15 protein-coding genes are annotated in these 17,641 nt (G+C 41.7%); 7 read left to right on the forward strand and 8 right to left on the reverse strand.

Features of this window, described 5'->3' with window-relative positions; all coding sequences use genetic code 11:
- Positions 1-5: 5 nt before the first annotated feature.
- Both C7S20_RS01065 and C7S20_RS01070 read right to left on the reverse strand, forming a co-directional pair.
- Positions 6-1,637 carry an amidohydrolase gene (locus C7S20_RS01065; RefSeq protein WP_107010750.1) on the reverse strand — a complete coding sequence of 544 codons (1,632 nt, stop codon included), beginning with the start codon at positions 1,635-1,637 and terminating at the stop codon, positions 6-8.
- Positions 1,638-1,714: 77 nt separating this feature from the next.
- Positions 1,715-2,839, reverse strand: coding sequence for a hypothetical protein (locus C7S20_RS01070; RefSeq protein ID WP_107010751.1), 1,125 nt, complete (start codon positions 2,837-2,839; stop codon positions 1,715-1,717).
- Positions 2,840-2,997: 158 nt separating this feature from the next.
- Here C7S20_RS01070 and amrB point away from each other — a divergent pair, with 158 nt between their 5' ends.
- Together amrB and C7S20_RS01080 are read left to right on the forward strand one after the other, a co-directional pair.
- Positions 2,998-4,050 (forward strand): AmmeMemoRadiSam system protein B, encoded by a 1,053-nt coding sequence (amrB, locus tag C7S20_RS01075; protein WP_107010752.1) that lies wholly within the window; start codon positions 2,998-3,000, stop codon positions 4,048-4,050.
- Between the two features lie 17 nt (positions 4,051-4,067).
- Positions 4,068-5,468, forward strand: a complete 1,401-nt coding sequence (locus tag C7S20_RS01080; RefSeq protein WP_107010753.1) for an amidohydrolase family protein — start codon at positions 4,068-4,070, stop codon at positions 5,466-5,468.
- On the opposite strand, the gene C7S20_RS01085 is transcribed toward C7S20_RS01080, so the two are convergent.
- Positions 5,465-7,189 (reverse strand): porin family protein, encoded by a 1,725-nt coding sequence (locus C7S20_RS01085; protein WP_107010754.1) that lies wholly within the window; start codon positions 7,187-7,189, stop codon positions 5,465-5,467. The genes C7S20_RS01080 and C7S20_RS01085 overlap by 4 nt on opposite strands.
- A 26-nt stretch (positions 7,190-7,215) precedes the next feature.
- The gene (locus C7S20_RS01090) at positions 7,216-10,236 is read right to left on the reverse strand and encodes a tetratricopeptide repeat protein (protein WP_107010755.1); all 3,021 of its coding nucleotides are present in this window, start codon (positions 10,234-10,236) and stop codon (positions 7,216-7,218) included.
- A 228-nt stretch (positions 10,237-10,464) separates the two neighbouring features.
- On the opposite strand from C7S20_RS01090, the gene C7S20_RS01095 reads away from it, so the two are divergent.
- Together C7S20_RS01095 and C7S20_RS01100 are read left to right on the forward strand one after the other, a co-directional pair.
- Positions 10,465-11,148 (forward strand): cell division ATP-binding protein FtsE, encoded by a 684-nt coding sequence (locus C7S20_RS01095; RefSeq protein WP_107010756.1) that lies wholly within the window; start codon positions 10,465-10,467, stop codon positions 11,146-11,148.
- Positions 11,148-11,333 (forward strand): hypothetical protein, encoded by a 186-nt coding sequence (locus C7S20_RS01100; RefSeq protein ID WP_107010757.1) that lies wholly within the window; start codon positions 11,148-11,150, stop codon positions 11,331-11,333. Before C7S20_RS01095 ends, C7S20_RS01100 begins: the two co-directional genes overlap by 1 nt.
- Before the next feature lie 60 nt (positions 11,334-11,393).
- On the opposite strand, the gene C7S20_RS19515 is transcribed toward C7S20_RS01100, so the two are convergent.
- Positions 11,394-11,561: a hypothetical protein gene (locus C7S20_RS19515; RefSeq protein ID WP_159039846.1), complete on the reverse strand. Its 168-nt coding sequence runs from the start codon at positions 11,559-11,561 to the stop codon at positions 11,394-11,396.
- Here C7S20_RS19515 and ppgK point away from each other — a divergent pair.
- Entirely contained in the window at positions 11,561-12,298 is a 738-nt protein-coding gene (gene ppgK / locus C7S20_RS01105) for a polyphosphate--glucose phosphotransferase (RefSeq protein WP_107010758.1), read from the forward strand. The two genes, C7S20_RS19515 and ppgK, sit on opposite strands and share 1 nt — an antisense overlap.
- Here ppgK and C7S20_RS01110 read toward each other — a convergent pair.
- From C7S20_RS01110 to C7S20_RS01120, 3 genes are all read right to left on the reverse strand, one after another.
- Positions 12,295-12,543: a uroporphyrinogen decarboxylase gene (locus C7S20_RS01110; RefSeq protein ID WP_107010759.1), complete on the reverse strand. Its 249-nt coding sequence runs from the start codon at positions 12,541-12,543 to the stop codon at positions 12,295-12,297. The genes ppgK and C7S20_RS01110 overlap by 4 nt on opposite strands.
- A gap of 65 nt (positions 12,544-12,608) precedes the next feature.
- Positions 12,609-14,411: a translational GTPase TypA gene (typA, locus tag C7S20_RS01115; protein WP_107010760.1), complete on the reverse strand. Its 1,803-nt coding sequence runs from the start codon at positions 14,409-14,411 to the stop codon at positions 12,609-12,611.
- A 75-nt stretch (positions 14,412-14,486) separates the two neighbouring features.
- The gene (locus C7S20_RS01120) at positions 14,487-14,669 is read right to left on the reverse strand and encodes a hypothetical protein (protein WP_107010761.1); all 183 of its coding nucleotides are present in this window, start codon (positions 14,667-14,669) and stop codon (positions 14,487-14,489) included.
- 134 nt (positions 14,670-14,803) lie between these two features.
- On the opposite strand from C7S20_RS01120, the gene kdsA reads away from it, so the two are divergent.
- Positions 14,804-15,622 (forward strand): 3-deoxy-8-phosphooctulonate synthase, encoded by an 819-nt coding sequence (gene kdsA, locus C7S20_RS01125; protein ID WP_107010762.1) that lies wholly within the window; start codon positions 14,804-14,806, stop codon positions 15,620-15,622.
- A 49-nt stretch (positions 15,623-15,671) separates the two neighbouring features.
- On the forward strand, positions 15,672-17,600 hold the full coding sequence (locus tag C7S20_RS01130) for a TlpA disulfide reductase family protein (RefSeq protein WP_107010763.1): 1,929 nt from the start codon (positions 15,672-15,674) through the stop codon (positions 17,598-17,600).
- Positions 17,601-17,641: the final 41 nt, after the last annotated feature.

Here is a 17,641-nt window from a genome sequence, read left to right on the forward strand (position 1 = left end):
CCAGATTAATTTTTATAGACCTGCTCGCCGTTAATAAAGGTCCTAATGACTTTAGTTTCAGGAACACTGTCTAAGGCCACCTCCATTAAATCGCGGTCCAGGATCACAAAATCGGCAAATTTACCGGCTTCAATACTTCCTTTTTCATTTTCCTCAAAATTGGCATACGCAGCCCAGATGGTCATTCCTTTTAAGGTTTCTTCTCTTGAAAGAGCCTGGTCTTTCATAAATCCGCCTTCAGGATAATTTTCAGTGTCCTGGCGGGAAACCGCCGCATAAAAGGTCAAAAACGGACTCACCTTCTCAACCGGAAAATCGGTTCCTAGGGCCACAAGCCCGGCTTCCTGCAACAATTTTTTATAGGCATAAGCGCCTTTGATCCGCTCTGGCCCCAGACGATCTTCAGCCCAGTACATATCGCTGGTCGCATGCGTAGGTTGAACCGAAGGAATGATATTTTTGCTGAAATAATGAAAATCTTCGGGATCTATTACCTGCGAATGCTCCACCCTCCACCTTCTATCGGTAGTATCATCAAGCAGGGAATCATAGGTTTTCAAAACCAGGTAATTCGCAGAATCGCCAATCGCATGCGTGTTTAACTGGAATTCAGATTTCGCAACCCGGGCTGCAATATCCTTTAGATCAGATATGGGAGAAAGTAGAGCTCCAAAATGGTTCGGCCTGTCGGAATAAGGTTTTTTCAGGGCCGCTCCACGAGAACCCAGGGCGCCATCTTCATAGAATTTTACAGAGCGCACATTCAGCCTTTCTGTTTTATAAGGTCCTTTTGAAAGATAATAATCCAGATTTTGAGGAGAATTTGCAACCATGGCATAAATTCTCATTTTCAGTTCTCCACTTTTCTGAAGGCTATCGATTGTTTCAATCACTTCCCGAGGCAGTCCGGCATCGTCAACCGTAGTTAGCCCATATTTCAAACAAATCTCCTGTGCGCTTAAAAGAGCTTCTTTTCTTTCCTGAAAATCGGGTTCTTCCTGGGTAGCTTCGATCAATTCCATTGGATTATCTACGAGTATACCGGTAAGTTTACCGTCTTTTTGTTCAATATCACCTCCCTGGAATTTAGTTTTGGTGGTAATGTTAGCCTTATCGAGCGCTGCCTGGTTTACCAGCATCGCATGGCCATCGATCCTGGTTATTGCAACTGGTGTATCCGGAAATAATACATCCAGGGTATCTTTGGCAGGAAATTCTTTTACCTCCCAGTCATTCTGGTCCCAGCCACGGCCGGTAATATAATCGAGATGATGCTTTTTCTGAAATTCCACAATTCGGGAAACGACTTCCTTAAAGCTTTTCGTTCCCGTAAGCTCAACTTTTTGTTGTTGCAGGCCAAGTCCGTAAAAATGGGCGTGTGCATCTATGAAGCCGGGATAAACGGCTTTCCCTTCGGCATCAATGATTTGGGCATACTCATATTTATCTTTCAGACCGGCAGTAGTTCCTGTTTCAAAGAATTTACCATCTTTGACCGCAAAAGCTTCAATTTTGCTAAAAGTGCTATCAACGGTATAAACTTTTGCGTTGTAAACCAGCAAATCGGCCTTCTGTTTTTCAGAATTACAACTCACCAGAAATACCAGAAAGCCACAAAGCATTGATATTTTTTTCATCAGGTTATATTTTAACTAAAATTAAAAAAATGCGCCCTGCCAGACGCATTCTTCATAATATTAAATTTTCTTATTTCTTATAGTCCAATCGCATCGATCACGGCATTGCGGATATCAGGATTTGCGGCCGCTGCAAGGGCAACCGAAACAAATAAGCCGATCATGGCATAGGCAAAGTCCTTAAAGATCATTCTGCCTGCTTTCTTGCGGTGTTTTTTACCTTTCTTGGTTCTCGCCAGACTGATGGCTATCTCACGACCTCCAATCACCCCCAGGAAAACCCAGGTGGTACTCATAGGGACGGTGCTGATAAAAAGCTTATAGATTAGAAGTGCCACATAGGTAAAATCGACTACCGTGGCGGCCCGGATATCCGATATTCTTGATTTTTCGCTAACAACTTTCTGAATCTTATCGCCCCGTAAATAGAAGAGCAATCCTAAGCCCATGAAAATGGTCACCGAAAAAATGATAAACTGAAAAAGATTCTGATGTCTTGGTAAATAAACGGCGATATTCGCACCATCCTGCATCACCCAAACAGCCCAAAGTGAACCGCTAACGATCCATTGAGTGATGGTCCAGCCGCGATGGAACTTTCGGCTTTTGAAATACTTTTTTATGAAATTATAGGAAAGGTACCAAACCAGGAAAGACAAAATAAAGGCCATAATATACCCGGTCCAGCTTTTCCAAACTACCGAAGTAATTCCGGAAGTATCGGCACTGAATACACTCAGGATCAAAAATGTGGTGGAAACGGGCATTCTGAGCCGGGTGAGAATCAAAAGTACCAGCGGCGCAATGATCTGGAAAAAGCTGAATTTCTCAGGATGCGGATAATCTGTTGTCCCGTCAGGATTCAGGAGCCGTTGATAGGTCACATCACCGTCAAAATAAAAATAACTAAAGGCAACCGTAACTAAGAAGATAGAACCCACAAAAAGCCATAAAACCCACCATTTTCGGTCTTTATTACTTTCAATAAAAGTTCCCAAAGATTGAATGCTGTCATTGGCGACCGTCGCATAGGCTGCAAAAAAGAACCCCAGCCACATTGCTCCCCGGGAATAACCGGTGAGTATACCGGCGAGAATTATTCCTACTATTACAATTGCCAGGAAGGTCTTTTCCTGGACCAGAAAATCAAGTAGGTTAAGATACGGCCGATCGCGATCCAGCCGTCTAAATTTCTTAGCCATGGAGGTTATTTAAGGTTAATATTAGCGGCTCCTAAAATAGAATAATTCGGCCTAATTACCATATTTTCCGGATAGGCGAAAGTGTTTAATTAAATGTGCCCAAAATATTTCATCTAAAAGCCCTATTTTAGAACCTCCTGAAAATTTTCGGACAAAATATGAGGTATCTATTTCTTATTACGGTGCTACTTAACAGCATACTTGCTTTTGCCCAGTCTTCATCAAAAACCAGAATATTCCACGACAGCATTGGTTTTGCCAAACATGCGTGGCAAATGGACAGTATCATGAGCAGGATCGATGCTTCAGACAAGGTTCCGGTAAATTCAACCTACAAAGCAGTAATCAATCCGCACGACGATTATGCCTACGCCGGCGGTTTATATGCCAAAACGCTGCAGGGGATTAAGGCAAACACCATTATTTTGGTGGGCGTGGCTCATCGGGCAAGAAATTATCAACTTCAGGATAAACTGGTTTTTGGGGATTATGATTACTGGGAAGCGCCCTACGGAAAATTGAAAATTTCCCAAATAAGGGATGAACTGCTTCAGAAAATGAATGCGAAGAATTTCGTGGTTCACGACAGTATGATGCAACTCGAACATTCCCTGGAAGCTATTGTTCCTTTCCTTCAAAAAATGAATCCCAATGTTGAAATTATACCGATTCTCGTTCCTTATATGAAATTCGAGGATATGCAGAATTATTCTGATGAACTGGCAGAAACACTTTCAGAAATTATGAAAGAAAAAAACCTCCAATATGGCAAAGACCTCGCCATTGTGATTTCAAATGATGCCATACATTACGGAAGTGAAGACTGGGGTGGCAGCGATCTGGCCCCTTTCGGAACAGATAGTATTGGCAATGAAAAGGCCCATCAAAAAGATGAAAAAATAATCGCAGAAACCCTGAAAGGTAAATTGACCGCCGAGAAAATTGAAAAATTTAAGCATTACACCGTTCAACCTGATAATTATAAGGAATACCAGTGGACCTGGTGTGGAAGGTATTCGGTTCCCTTCGGACTCCTTTTCGCCAATAAACTGAATAAAATTCTGAATGGAGAAAAGCTCCAGGGTGAACTTATAGGCTACCGTTCCAGTTTAAAAAATCAACACCTGAAGGTTGAAGACCTGGGAATGGGGACCACCGCGCCCAGCAAACCTACACATTGGGTAGCTTATGTGGGAATGGCGTATCAGTAATTCGAAAAAAAAATGAAATGAAAAAATATTTAGTATTCGCTCTGGCAATTTTGATACTTACCGCTTGTAAGGACAATACATCAGAAAAAGCCGAAAACCCCAAAGAATTTGATCTTCTTATTACCAATGCGAAGGTGGTAGATGTTCAAAATAACAAGATACTGCAGAATCAAGTGATCGGTATCACTTCAGATACCATTCGGTTTATAGATAAAATGAGCGAGAGCAACTCTTTTAAGGCTAAAGAAACCTTTGATGCTGAAAATAAATTCGTGATGCCGGGATTGTGGGATATGCACGTACATTTTCGCGGCGGTGATTCTTTAATCGAGGAAAATAAAGATTTTCTTCCGCTATATCTTGCTTTTGGGGTCACTACGGTTCGCGATGCGGGCGGTGATATGACTCCGTCGGTACTCGACTGGCGCAGAAAGACGGCCAAAGGAGAAATCGCCGGTCCGCGGATCTTCACCTCCGGACCCAAACTGGATGGTGCAAATCCTGCGTGGCCTGGTTCTATATCGGTGACCAATAAGGCTGAAATTAAAAAAGCCCTTGATTCTCTTCAGAAGTTGAAGGTAGATTATGTGAAAATGTATGATGGCAGCCTCACCCCTGAAATTTTCTACGGGATCATTGAAGAGGCGGAAAATAGAAAAATGAAAACCACCGGACACATGCCTATGGATGCAAATTTTCTGAAAGCCGTAGACCTTGGCCTGGATGGAACGGAACATATGTATTACGTACTGAAAGCCTGTTCTCCTGTTGGGGATAGCCTTGGAAACCTGGGTAAAGGCTACGGAATTATAAATGATCTTGTCAAGACTTATGATGAAGATCTGGCAGCGAGCGTATTTTCTACTCTTAATAACCAGGAAACTACGGTAACCCCAACCCTGCATATTGGAAAAACCCTGGGAAATATCCTCGATACTGATCATAGCAAGGATAAAACGCTTTCTTACATTGGAAAAGGAATTCAAAAAACTTACAATGGCCGTATTGAAAGTGCCAAAAGAGCCCGGGCTGCGGGAAGCGATATACATTCCACCACAGAAGAGATGTTTGCCGCTATGATCGTTCCCATGCAAAAAGCGGGAGTGACTTTACTTGCAGGTTCAGATGCCGGGCCATTCAACTCTTTTGTTTATCCTGGTGAATCTCTACATGCCGAACTTCAGGAACTGGTTTTGGCTGGTTTAACACCTCAACAGGCGTTGATCACCTCAGTGGTGAATGGCCCGAAATTCTTTGATCTGGAAAGATATTATGGAAGCCTTGAAAAAGGAAAAGTGGGTGATCTTCTTATTTTGGATAAAAATCCGCTGGAGAAAATAGAAAATACCCGGAGCATAAAATTTATCATTAAGAATGATAAGATCTACACTCCGGATGAATTATTAAAAGACCTTTAGAAATCGAATTTATAAGTGGCGCCGGCAAGTACCTGAAGGCCCTGGACATCATAATCTATCCATTTTTGGTAGTTATTGTCCAGTAAATTATTTCCTTTTACAAAGGCTGAAAGCTGGTCATTGAAGCGATAGCCAAGGTGGGCATTCACATCGAAATAGCTATCCAGGGTCATGATTTGGCCCATTCCGGGATCGGCATTTAGGTAGCGATACTGATCTTTGCGTTCGCCCCGATAAAAAAGATTGGCTCCCGTATACCATTTTTCGGTAATTTGATAATCGGCATTCAGACTGGCTTTGATATTTGGCAAATTCCAGGCTTCGGCTTCGGCGTCGGTATTATAATCGAAGAATTCACCATTGATTCCTAGTCTGAAGTTTCGGTTTACATCAACCCCCAATTCGGCATAAAAGGAAAGCGTCTTCACATCATCGTAGACCACGTCAAAACTATTTCCGTACGTATAGCTTTCTCCTTCTAAATAAGAGGCATCAATATTCCTGGTGAAAAGAGCCTTATTAAATTGTGATTTATAGGTTCCGCGAAAATTATAAGAAAAGGCATTGCTAAGCTTCCCCTTGGCCCCGATATAACCGTTGTATTTATTATCGGTAGGCATGATATTGAGCGTTGGAGAAACGTATGGGTTTCGCTGATAGAATTTATAATAGGTGTTTTGTTCCAGGCCGCCTTCAAGTCCGGCATAGGCTGTAAAATAATCTCCCGCCAGTCTATAGCTCGCCTGAACATTTGGATAAATGTAAAAATTGTTATCGCTGTTTTCAGTGTCCATTCCAAAGAAAAAAGAAACACCCAAATTGATCTTAAGGTCATCCCGAAGAATCAACAAACTGGGTGTTGCGCTAAAGTTCATAAAGGTGTAGCTATAGCCATTTTCATTTAAATACCTTTGATCAAATTGGCCGTTTACGATATCGGCTTCCAGTTTTGTAGAAATAAGTTCATCGGCAATATTTACTTCAAAATCTCCTTCGGCATCGAAATGATTCTCAGATGTTGAATAACTATCACCGGAATGACGAAAAACAGCTTTGGCCTTATCAAAAAATGAATCGTAAAGGTCAACCTGGCTTCCTAGATAAACCGAAAAATAATTCTGTGTAGGATCGAGTTCTAAAAGGCGGGCGTCGGTCATGGTGTTATATTCAGGAAGTCCATACCAATTATATAACTGGTGCTCTCCTCCTACTTCAGCCTTCCAGGAAAGATCGCGGTTTCGCTGATTGTAGCTTAAATTGAGCTCGGTATCATAAAATTTATCATCCAGGCGTACACCTTCAATTCCGCCCTGTGAGGAATTATGAGTTAGAAAAATCCCGAAATTACTTTCGCGGTCAATTTCCAGGTTGCTGTAGAATTCTGCCAGCACATTTGAGTAATTTCCAAAGCCAAGAGTGGCATAATTATCATAGATTTTTGGTGGCCTCTCCCTTTCCACAGTCGTCGCCTGGCCTTTGGCAGGCGTAAAAGTAGAAGCTACAGGCACTGAAAAAATAGAATATTCCACCGACTTTTTCCTGAGGCTTACCGTATCATTTCGATTTGGGGTTTCCTTTATTTTATTGGCATCCCTCACCGATGGGGTGTAAGGTTTTACAACTGTTACCGTTTCGCTACCTAATGGGTCCTGGGCATACAGGATTCCGCTAAAAATAAACAGACTAAATACCAGACTTATTTTGATCGCTTTACATCGCATATAGCAGTGAATCTATTAGATTAAGTTTAGTTATTGGTTTGAACTGAGGCATTGGTTTTGGCTTCCTGGGCCTTGATCTTAGCCAACTCGGCTTTGGCTTCGTCGACTATTTCAGGATATTTTTGGAAATTCTTGATCACGTTATCCAGAATATAGGTCGCCTGGTACGCATCATTAAGCGCGTAAAAATTCTTAGCCATTAACACCAGGCCTTTGGCACCCCAGAGCTTATAGCCCGAGAAATCTTTTGCCAGGATCTGGATCGCAGCATTCGAGGCTTCGTAATTTCCGTCTTTATGTTTGAAATAAGCATCGTAATACAAGGCTTCAGCAGCCAGTTCGCCTTTAGCAGTTTTCTGAACTTCTTTATAAGCCGAACGTGCCTTGTTTTCGTCACCCGATTTTATCGCGGCCCTGGCAACCATTATCCTGGCGTCGTTGCGGGCATCCTGTTCAGAATTTGGATTGGCAAGCACTTTTTCGGCATACTGATTGGCTTTGCTGAAATTGCCGGTTTCGTAATATGATTTCATCAGGTTTGATTGAGCAAAAACTACGTTCTGACCATTATCGGCCATTGTTTCCAGTTTTTCCAGAAGCGGCAATGCATTGGCGTAATCTTTCTTTTCAAGATAAATCTGTGACAATCTTGCCAGGGCCTGCTCACTGAATTCATTTTTAGGCTTTGAAGTCACGTATTGATAATACGGAATAGATTTTTCAACTTTTCCGTCGCGATAATACAGTTGGGCCAGGTAGAAATTGGCATTGATGGAATGTATTCCGTTCGGGAAATTCTGAATATATTTTTCAAAATTGGCAATTGCCTTCTGAGTGTTATTATTAAGATACTGGTTTTCCGCAGCCTCATAAGTGGTGTTATCAAGATCGGCATCGCTTACCTCCACAAAATCGATATTTCTCACCCAGGACGCATATTCATCAGTACGGCCCAAATCAACATACACATTCCTTGCTGTGGAAACCGCCTGCTTGGCTTCAGGAGTATTAGGATAATCGGCCACTACTTTTTTGAGCCTTTCCAAAGCCTTATTGCCTTCATTCTGGTTGTAATAAATAAGGCCCTGCCTTAGCATCGCCTTTGGAACCAGTGAGCTTTGAGGCACATCCCTGATCAAACGGTTATAGCTCTGAATGGCCTGAGAAGTATTATTTTTGGCCACGTAAGTATTGCCCAGTTCGTACATCGCATCATCCCGGTAAGGAGAACGCGGATATTTCGCAATAAAGCTGTTCAATTCCTCAATTTTGGTGTCGTTCCTATCTACAAATCCATAGCTTATCGCTTTCTGAAAAGCGGCATAATCGGCATTGCTCACGCCATTGTCGATGGCCCGCTGATAGGCTTCCATAGCCGGCCAGTACTGGCTGGTTACATAATAGGTATCTCCAAGTCGTAATAGCGCATCATTTTTCCTGGCACCATCAGCATTCGGACTGTTCACATAATTCTTGAAATAATTTACCGCCTGTGAATAATCGTTCTTTTTGAAATAGGCATACCCGATATTATAGTCTAAATCTTCATATTCTTCGGTATTCCTGGCAGCGTTCATGCCTTTAAATTCACGATACCCAAGAATAGCGTCTTCCATTCGGTTTACATTGTATTCACTTTCGGCTTTCCAGAAGGTTGCCTTTGCACTGATCTGCTGGTCGCGCGGTTCTTTTAACGCTTTGTCGAAATTCTCGATCGCAGCATAATAATCTCCTTCCTCAAAAAGTTCCAGTCCGTAGAAGTACGCGACTTTCTGGTAAGCCTGCTTGTCGCTGAAGTTGCGATTGTTTTCAAGCAACCTCATCGCCTCTTCATAGTTTTTAGAAGTGATGAAGGAATCTATCAATAAGCTTTCCACTTCTTCTTTATGCTGAGAACCGGGATATTTTTCAAGATAACTCAACAACACTTTAGAAGGACTTTCATACGAATTCCCAATTTCGTAGCTAAGCTTGGCGTAATTCAGCAAAGCATCTTCCTGAATTTTCGCATTGAAGTCCATTTCGCTGGCATTTTTGAAAGCGTTCAAAGCCTGTTGCTTTTGCCCAAGCTCGAGATACGATTGCGCAAGGTGATAATAGGCATTCTGCGCGATGGCATTTTGCCCGTCAATAATTTTATTGAATTCATTGATCGCAGCCTCATAATTTCCCTGCTTGTAATAAGCGTAACCAAGCTGGTAATAATCGGTATTATTCCACTTGCCGCGCAAGCCCTTATATTCTTTTAAATAAGGAATGGCTTTTTCATATTCCCCTAAATTGAAATAGCTTTCCCCTATTATTTTATTGAGCTGTGAAAGTTCCTGCCGGTTCGATTTTGGCAGTTGTTCCAGTCCCTGTTCAATAGCTTTTTCAAAATTTCCAAGCTTGAAATTCATGTCAGCCTGGTAGTAGGAAAGATCTTTTGAATACCGGGCATTTCCTTTGACCTCTTCAAAATACTGGTTCGCCTGCTGGTAATCATCACCTTCATAAGCGATATATCCAAGGTAATACTTGGCCTGAGAGCCATATTCTTTAGAATCGCTTACCCGCTGGAAATAATCCTGTGCCTTTTCCATATCATTGGATCGGAAATAAGCATATCCGTTATTGAAATAAAAACGTTCGCGGTCCTTTCGGCTCATGGCCTTTTCATCTACCCGATCATACCAGCGTCTTGCAAGCGCATATTTACCGGTGTTGAAATAATAATCGGCTACATCGAGGTAAGCTGAATTGGTCTTGGTACTTGTAGGATAATGCGTGACGAATTTTTCCATCAGCTCATCGGCTCCGGGCTGATTCAGGCGAACCGCGGCATTGGCGATATAATAGGCACAATCGCCCTTGATCTTTTCGTCGTTGGTATCTTCCATCACTTCATCAAAAAGATTCTGGGCCGCGAGGTACTGCTCGTTATTGTAAAGAGCTAGTGCGCGGTTAAAATCAACCAGCTCGTTGGTATAGGCGGCAGATTGCTGTGAAATTCCAGAAAATGAGAAGCTTATAAAAATAACCAATAGAAAGGCTTTCTTCAGTGTCATTCGTCTTATTTTAGATTGGTATCCAAAGATATATTAATGCTTGAATCTATAACGTTCATAGAGTTCTATAATTATGTTAATACAAAAAAAAGTATGCAGACGCTTTTTGAAAAACGTATATTTGAAAGCCCATTAGGTATAAATTTTATCCTCCGGTCGCAATAAAGACTGAAGCTACCGGTTATAACTTTTACTGAAAAACTGAATTTTAACCAAGACAATAATTTCATGTCTCAACCTGTTCTCGAACTTAAAAATGCAGCGATCTACCAACGGGAAAGCCTCATTCTTTCTGAAGTTGACGTCACCGTGGAAAAAGGTGAATTTGTTTACCTTATCGGAAAAACGGGTACGGGAAAAAGTAGTTTTATGAAAACCCTTTATGGCGACCTGCCTTTAACTGAAGGAGAAGGCCAAATTGTTGATTATAACCTGCGGACTTTAAAGGAAAAAGACATTCCATATTTACGCAGGAAACTCGGTGTGGTTTTCCAGGATTTCAAGCTGCTAACTGACAGGAATGTAAAGGAAAACCTTTTATTTGTGCTGAAGGCTACCGGCTGGAAAGACAAAAAAGCGATAGACCACAAGATCGATGAAGTTCTTGATAAAGTAGGCATGAAAACCAAAGGTTTTAAATTTCCTTACCAACTTTCAGGTGGAGAACAGCAACGGGTGGCAATAGCACGCGCCCTGCTGAATGATCCCGAACTTATCCTGGCCGACGAGCCTACTGGAAATCTTGATCCGCAGACTTCAGTAGAAGTTATGGAAGTGCTCCAGGAAATAAGCCGCAACGGCAATACCATTTTGATGGCCACACATGATTATGCGCTTCTGCTTAAATATCCTTCGAAAACTTTAAAATGTGACGGCCAGCGGGTTTTTGAAGTAGTACAAAAAACGGTTTAATGGAAAAAAAGAAAAAAGCTGCCTACGTCGTGCTGATCCTTTCGGGAATTTTATTCATCGGGAACATCATTCTTGCGTATCCTGATGATTTTGACAAAGCTTTTTACATGAGAATTCTCGCTAACTTCCTATTAATCCTTGCTATGATGCTTTCCATTCGAAAATCCAGAAAACAGGAAAATTAGAATTTTATATTTTCTTTTCCGCCACCCTGAACTTGTTTCAGGGTCTTTAACTAATATTATCTAATTTCTCATATTAGATGCTGAAGAAAGTTCAGCATGACGATATTGGTTGGAATTTCTTTCTGAAAGCCTGTTGATTTCCTGTCGCAAAGCTTCTTCAAAATGACTGACAGAAAAACTTTCTGAAGAACTGCTTTTTTGATAAATTGTAGAAATCTTCTTTCTCAATGGAAATTTTAGGAATAGACATCGGCGGCTCGAGTTTAAAAGGGGCCATAGTAAATGTGGAAACAGGCAAATTAGTGACACCAAGGCACAAAATTCTAACGCCTGAAGACCGGGAACCAGAGGGAATGGCCCTCGCAGTGAAGGAAATGCTCGAACATTTCAATTATAAAGGAATCGTAGGCTGCGGTTTCCCTACGATCGTAAAAAAAGGAGTTTGTAAAGGGATTGGAAATCTAAGCCGAAAATGGATGGATGTCAATGCTGAAAAGCTATTTGAAGATGTAACCGGCGAAGATTTTACGGTCGTGAACGATGCTGATGCTGCCGGACTTGCAGAAGTGAAATTTGGTGCAGGCCGCAATGAAGATGGTTTTATTCTTATGATCACGGTAGGAACCGGTTTGGGAAGTGGCGCATACCTTCACGGCGAACTAATTCCAAACTTTGAACTCGGTCAAATCCCCTATAAAGAATTCGTAAAAATTGAAGACTGGGCGGCTTCTTCCATAAAGACCAGCGAAAACCTTAATTATAAGGACTGGGCTTACCGTTTCAATGTTTTCCTGAATTATGTGTTTGTCATTCTTAATCCGGACCTGATGATTATTGGTGGCGGAATCTCGAACAACTGGGACGATTTTTCCCGATATATAGATGTTGATACCAGGGTCGTTCCTGCCGAATTGCGGAACAACTCAGGAATTCTTGGTGCTGCACTGGCAGCAGTCAGCCGTTAAGCGGTCTCTTTTTCCGGCTCCCTTTTATTGATGAAAAGATAGTAAAAATTCACGCTTACGATAGCCACATTGGTAATGATCACCGGCCAGGAATCGAGTAGAAATCCGTAAACCACAAAGAAAAGACATCCAACGCTGTTGATATATCGAAGAGTCACGATATTTCGCATAAAGAAAGAGATCATCACAAAAAAAGAAGCCAGGTAACCAGTCCATTCAGTAAGAGTAATTCCGAGAAATTCCATTTTTAATTTTATTACATTAAAAAGCCCGCCTTCCGGCAGGCTTTCAAATTTATAAATTCTAATCTTTATATCGATTTTGATCTTTTACGTTCATTTTCGGTAAGAAGAATTTTTCTCAACCGCAGGAAATGTGGAGTCACCTCAACATATTCATCTTTCTGAATATATTCAAGCGCCTCTTCCAGTGAAAATTTAATTGCAGGAACGATCTTCGCTTTTTCATCAGCCCCTGAAGAACGCACGTTTGAAAGTTTTTTAGTTTTGGTAATATTCACCACCATATCATCCTGGCGCGAGTTCTCACCAATAACCTGACCTTCGTAAATATCTTCCCCCGGATCAACAAAAAACTTGCCTCTGTCCTGGAGTTTATCGATGGAGTAAGGAATTGCTTTTCCTTTTTCCATGGAAACCAAAGAACCATTCTGGCGCTGAGGAATTCCACCTTTTAGAGGCTGATATTCCTTGAATCGGTGCGCCATGATCGCTTCACCGGCAGTAGCGGTAAGCAACTGGTTTCTCAAACCTATAATTCCTCTGGAAGGAATCATAAACTGAATATTCATACGTTCGCCACGAACTTCCATGCTCAGCATCTCCCCTTTTCTCATGGTAACCATTTCTACGGCTTTTCCTGAAACATCCTCCGGAAGATCTATAGTAAGTTCTTCAACCGGCTCACATTTCACTCCGTCTATTTCTTTTATAATAACCTGAGGCTGGCCTATTTGCAATTCGTAACCTTCACGTCTCATGGTTTCGATCAAAACGGAAAGGTGAAGAACTCCCCGGCCATAAACCATAAATTTATCGGCACTATCGGTTTCTTCCACACGAAGTGCCAGGTTTTTTTCAAGTTCCCGGTACAAACGTTCCTTAATATGGCGTGAGGTAACATATTTTCCATCTTTTCCGAAGAAAGGAGAATCGTTGATGGTGAAAAGCATACTCATGGTAGGCTCATCAATAGCAATGGTTTTCAAACCTTCAGGATTTTCAAAATCGGCTATGGTATCGCCAATATCGAAGCCTTCAAGTCCTACCAGCGCACAAATATCGCCCGCCTGAACTTCTTCCACTTTTCTTCTGCCCAGACCTTCGAAAATATGTAATTCTTTAATTTTTGATTTTTTAATGCTTCCATCCCGCTTTACAAGAGATATCTGCTGATTTTCTCTTAAAGTTCCCCTTTGAAGACGGCCAATGGCGATCCTTCCGGTAAACGAAGAGAAGTCAAGGGAAGTAATGAGCATTTGAGGGCTCCCTACCAAATCTACTTTTGGCGCCGGGATATGCTCAATGACCATATCAAGCAAAGGCTCGATATTATCGGTTTTTTCTTTCCAGTCTTCACTCATCCAGTTTTGCTTGGCCGAACCGTATACAGTAGGAAAATCCAGCTGCCACTCTTCAGCGCCAAGTTCAAACATCAGGTCGAAGACTTTTTCATGCACTTCTTCCGGAGTACAGTTTTCTTTATCAACTTTATTGATCACAACGCAGGGTTTCAATCCAAGATCAACCGCTTTCTGAAGTACAAAACGAGTTTGCGGCATGGGTCCTTCAAAGGCATCTACCAGGAGAAGCACCCCATCGGCCATGTTTAAAACCCTTTCCACTTCACCTCCAAAATCGGCGTGACCGGGAGTATCGATAATGTTGATCTTCGTATCTTTATAGGTAACCGAAACGTTTTTAGAGGTAATTGTAATTCCGCGTTCGCGTTCCAGGTCATTATTGTCAAGAATAAGATCCCCCGTAGATTCATTATCCCGGAAAAGCTCACAATGGTGCATGATCTTGTCGACCAGCGTGGTTTTCCCGTGGTCAACGTGCGCGATGATCGCAATATTTCTGATAGCTGTCATATAGCCCTTTTTTTTAAGGCTGCAAATGTACAGCTATTTTTCACTATTTCAGCTATTTATGAAATTATATTTAACCTATTGAGAATCAGAGTTTTTTGCTTTTAGAAGCTTAATAAAGAAAATAACGAGGTACACCACAGCGGCTGTGAGAAATACATACACCTCCCAGTCAAGGCCATTGCGCAGATAAAAGAAAACAGAAAGGGCCGCCACTATAAAAAAACTCACCAGGTAATAATAGGCATTTGCACTGCTCATGGATCGAAGATTGAAATTGTTTAGGTAACCAATTTTTCAATTTACAAAAAATAGCGCTGGTTCTATGATCGCTGAAAGCTTGAAAATTGCAGAGCGATTCATATTCAGTTATCTTTGCAACAAAATTTTAAGCAATGAACCTCAGTAAAATTCCAAAAATAAAACACAGCGACAGCAATAATTTTTTTCTGCTTTGCGGACCCTGCGCCATCGAAGGCGAGGAAATGGCTTTGCGAATTGCCGAAAGAGTTGTTGAAATCACCGATAAACTGAAAATCCCGTATATCTTCAAGGGTTCCTTTAAAAAGGCCAATCGAAGCCGGATAGACAGTTTTACAGGAATCGGTGATGAAAAAGCGCTCAAGATCCTTAGAAAGGTTTCCGAAACCTTTGATATTCCAACGGTAACCGATATTCACGAGATCAGCGATGCCAATCTGGCCGCAGAGTATGTAGATGTGCTTCAGATCCCTGCGTTTCTCGTTCGCCAGACCGATCTTGTGGTCGCTGCTGCCGAAACCGGAAAAGTCGTCAACCTCAAAAAAGGGCAGTTTATGAGTCCGGAAAGTATGAAACACGCTGTAACAAAGGTAACCGACTGCAATAATGAACAGGTAATGGTAACCGACAGAGGGACGATGTTCGGCTACCAGGATTTGATCGTGGATTTCCGCGGAATTCCAACCATGCGGGAATTTGCTCCAACAGTGCTGGACGTGACGCATTCCCTTCAGCAGCCTAACCAAAGCAGCGGCGTTACCGGCGGACGCCCCGATATGATCGAAACCATTGCCCGTGCCGGGGTGGTAAATAAAGTGGATGGCCTGTTTATCGAGACTCATTTTGATCCGGCGAACGCAAAAAGCGATGGTGCCAATATGCTTAATCTCGAATATCTTGAGAAGCTGCTTAGCAACCTAACCGCCATCAGGAGAACAGTGAATAGCTTATAATTTTCGAGAATTAGTTAGCTTTACAGAATCACAAATTTTTTAATTCAGTATGAAAAGAATTTCACAAATACTTTTTTTAGCCATTCTGGTTTGTCTTTCTTCTTGCCAGGATGAAAAGGAAGCTGATGAAGGCCGGGATATAGGAGCACTTCATATTTCCAAAGCAAAACCTCAACCCGGAGATAATTTAAGGATAAGCTATAATCCTTCAGAAGAAATTGAAAAGGCGCCCGGGGCCGTTATGAACTATATCAAAGATGGCGCAGCTTTTCCTTTGGACATCGACCTAAAAGATTCCGCCGAAATATGGTTAGGGAAAATAAAAATACCCGATTCTGCACAGGCTGTCGCTTTCAATTTTACGACTGCGAATCATGTGGATAATAATGAAAAAAACGGGTATGTAATTCCTCTTTATGATGAAAATGGGGAACAAATAGCCGGCTCCGGGGCAAGTATGGGCACTTATTACCTTAGATATGGCAACGAATATGGCATAGAAAAAGAAGAAGACTCTTCGCTGGCAATGATCCAGCAGGATTTCGAGCGTTATCCCGATATTGTTGAAACCTATGATCTAAGCTATCCAAACCTTATGCTTGAGAACAATCGCGAAAAAGGACTGGATTATGTACAGCAAAGAATAGATTATTATTCCGGGAAAGAGAAGCTTTCAGAACAAAATTATAAAGCGCTTTCCAATCTTTATAACCTGAAAAAAGATAAGGCCAAAAGCGATTCCATTCAAAATGTCGCCATAAGCAAATATCCGAAAGGAGAAATTGCCAAAAGAAAATATATGCTCGACTTCTATCAGGCAGAGGGAATCGAAAAAAGAGAGGCGATTTTAAAAGAATATAACAATAAAGTGGGCGAAGAAGGAAGCCAGAAAGATTTTATGCTTCGAAATCTTGCCAGCGATTATGCCGAAGCAGGCAATTATGACAAGTTCATGGAATATACCCAGAAGATCCAGTCTCCTTCAACGCGGGCGAGCCTATACAATTCTGTTGCCTGGGATATGGCCGAAAAAGGACAAAATCTTGATATGGCCGAACAAATTTCGCAAAAATCATTGGATGCTGTTGCAGAAATGAAAAAAGAAGAAAAACCTGATTATTATTCTGAAAATCAGTTCCAGAACGTGATCACCAACAGCAGGAGCATGTATCTCGACACTTACGGGTTTATCAATTTCAAACAGGGAGATATTGAAGATGCTTTGGCAGCACAGGAAAAAGCAGTGAATGATTATTCAAGCGCCGATGTGAATACACGTTATGTTCAGTATTTGCTGGAAGCCGAAAAGTATGAAAAAGCACAGCAGAAAGCTGAAGAATTCTTACGGGAAAATCGTGCGGCTGATATGATGAAGGATTATTTCAAAATTGCGTACGAAAAAAATAAGGGCTCGCTGGAAGGATATGACGAGTACCTGGCTTCCATAGAAAAAGCCTCCAAAGACAAGACCATGAAAGAGCTGAAAAGAGAAATGCTGAATGAGGAAGCTCCCGCATTTAGCCTTACAGATCTTGAAGGAAATGAAATAGCCCTGGCCGATCTTCGCGGAAAAACCGTGGTTCTTGATTTTTGGGCGACCTGGTGCGGCCCTTGCAAAGCTTCATTCCCGGGAATGAAAATGGCCGTAGAGAAGTATCAGGATAATCCTGACGTGAAATTTTTCTTTGTGGATACCTTTGAAAATCAGCCAACTCGAAAAGAAGATGTTGCCAATTTCATCACCGGGCATAATTACCCTTTTCATGTACTTATCGATAAGACCGCCGGAGAGGAATCAAACACCTATACTACTGCAAATGCATACGGAATAACAGGAATTCCCACGAAAGTGATCATAGGCCCGGAAGGAAAGATCAATTTTAAAGTCATAGGTTATGGAGGTAATAATGAGCAAATGGTAAAAGAGATCGATTATATGATCGAGCTAACCCAACAGGATAAAAAACCTCAGGCTTAGAAAAAGTATTTAAATGATGCACAACCTCACAGGACTAAAAC

The organism is Christiangramia fulva (assembly GCF_003024155.1).
GTDB classification, from domain to species: domain Bacteria; phylum Bacteroidota; class Bacteroidia; order Flavobacteriales; family Flavobacteriaceae; genus Christiangramia; species Christiangramia fulva.

Bases quoted from the DNA above. Each gene is read 5' to 3' on its own strand.
- C7S20_RS01095 (WP_107010756.1), top strand. From the start codon at position 10,465: ATGTCTCAACCTGTTCTCGAACTTAAAAATGCAGCGATCTACCAACGG.
- C7S20_RS01085 (WP_107010754.1), bottom strand. From the start codon at position 7,189: ATGCGATGTAAAGCGATCAAAATAAGTCTGGTATTTAGTCTGTTTATT.
- C7S20_RS01100 (WP_107010757.1), top strand. From the start codon at position 11,148: ATGGAAAAAAAGAAAAAAGCTGCCTACGTCGTGCTGATCCTTTCGGGA.
- C7S20_RS01120 (WP_107010761.1), bottom strand. From the start codon at position 14,669: ATGAGCAGTGCAAATGCCTATTATTACCTGGTGAGTTTTTTTATAGTG.
- C7S20_RS01070 (WP_107010751.1), bottom strand. From the start codon at position 2,839: ATGGCTAAGAAATTTAGACGGCTGGATCGCGATCGGCCGTATCTTAAC.
- kdsA (WP_107010762.1), top strand. From the start codon at position 14,804: ATGAACCTCAGTAAAATTCCAAAAATAAAACACAGCGACAGCAATAAT.
- ppgK (WP_107010758.1), top strand. From the start codon at position 11,561: ATGGAAATTTTAGGAATAGACATCGGCGGCTCGAGTTTAAAAGGGGCC.
- amrB (WP_107010752.1), top strand. From the start codon at position 2,998: ATGAGGTATCTATTTCTTATTACGGTGCTACTTAACAGCATACTTGCT.
- C7S20_RS01090 (WP_107010755.1), bottom strand. From the start codon at position 10,236: ATGACACTGAAGAAAGCCTTTCTATTGGTTATTTTTATAAGCTTCTCA.
- C7S20_RS01080 (WP_107010753.1), top strand. From the start codon at position 4,068: ATGAAAAAATATTTAGTATTCGCTCTGGCAATTTTGATACTTACCGCT.
- C7S20_RS01110 (WP_107010759.1), bottom strand. From the start codon at position 12,543: ATGGAATTTCTCGGAATTACTCTTACTGAATGGACTGGTTACCTGGCT.
- C7S20_RS01130 (WP_107010763.1), top strand. From the start codon at position 15,672: ATGAAAAGAATTTCACAAATACTTTTTTTAGCCATTCTGGTTTGTCTT.
- C7S20_RS01065 (WP_107010750.1), bottom strand. From the start codon at position 1,637: ATGAAAAAAATATCAATGCTTTGTGGCTTTCTGGTATTTCTGGTGAGT.
- typA (WP_107010760.1), bottom strand. From the start codon at position 14,411: ATGACAGCTATCAGAAATATTGCGATCATCGCGCACGTTGACCACGGG.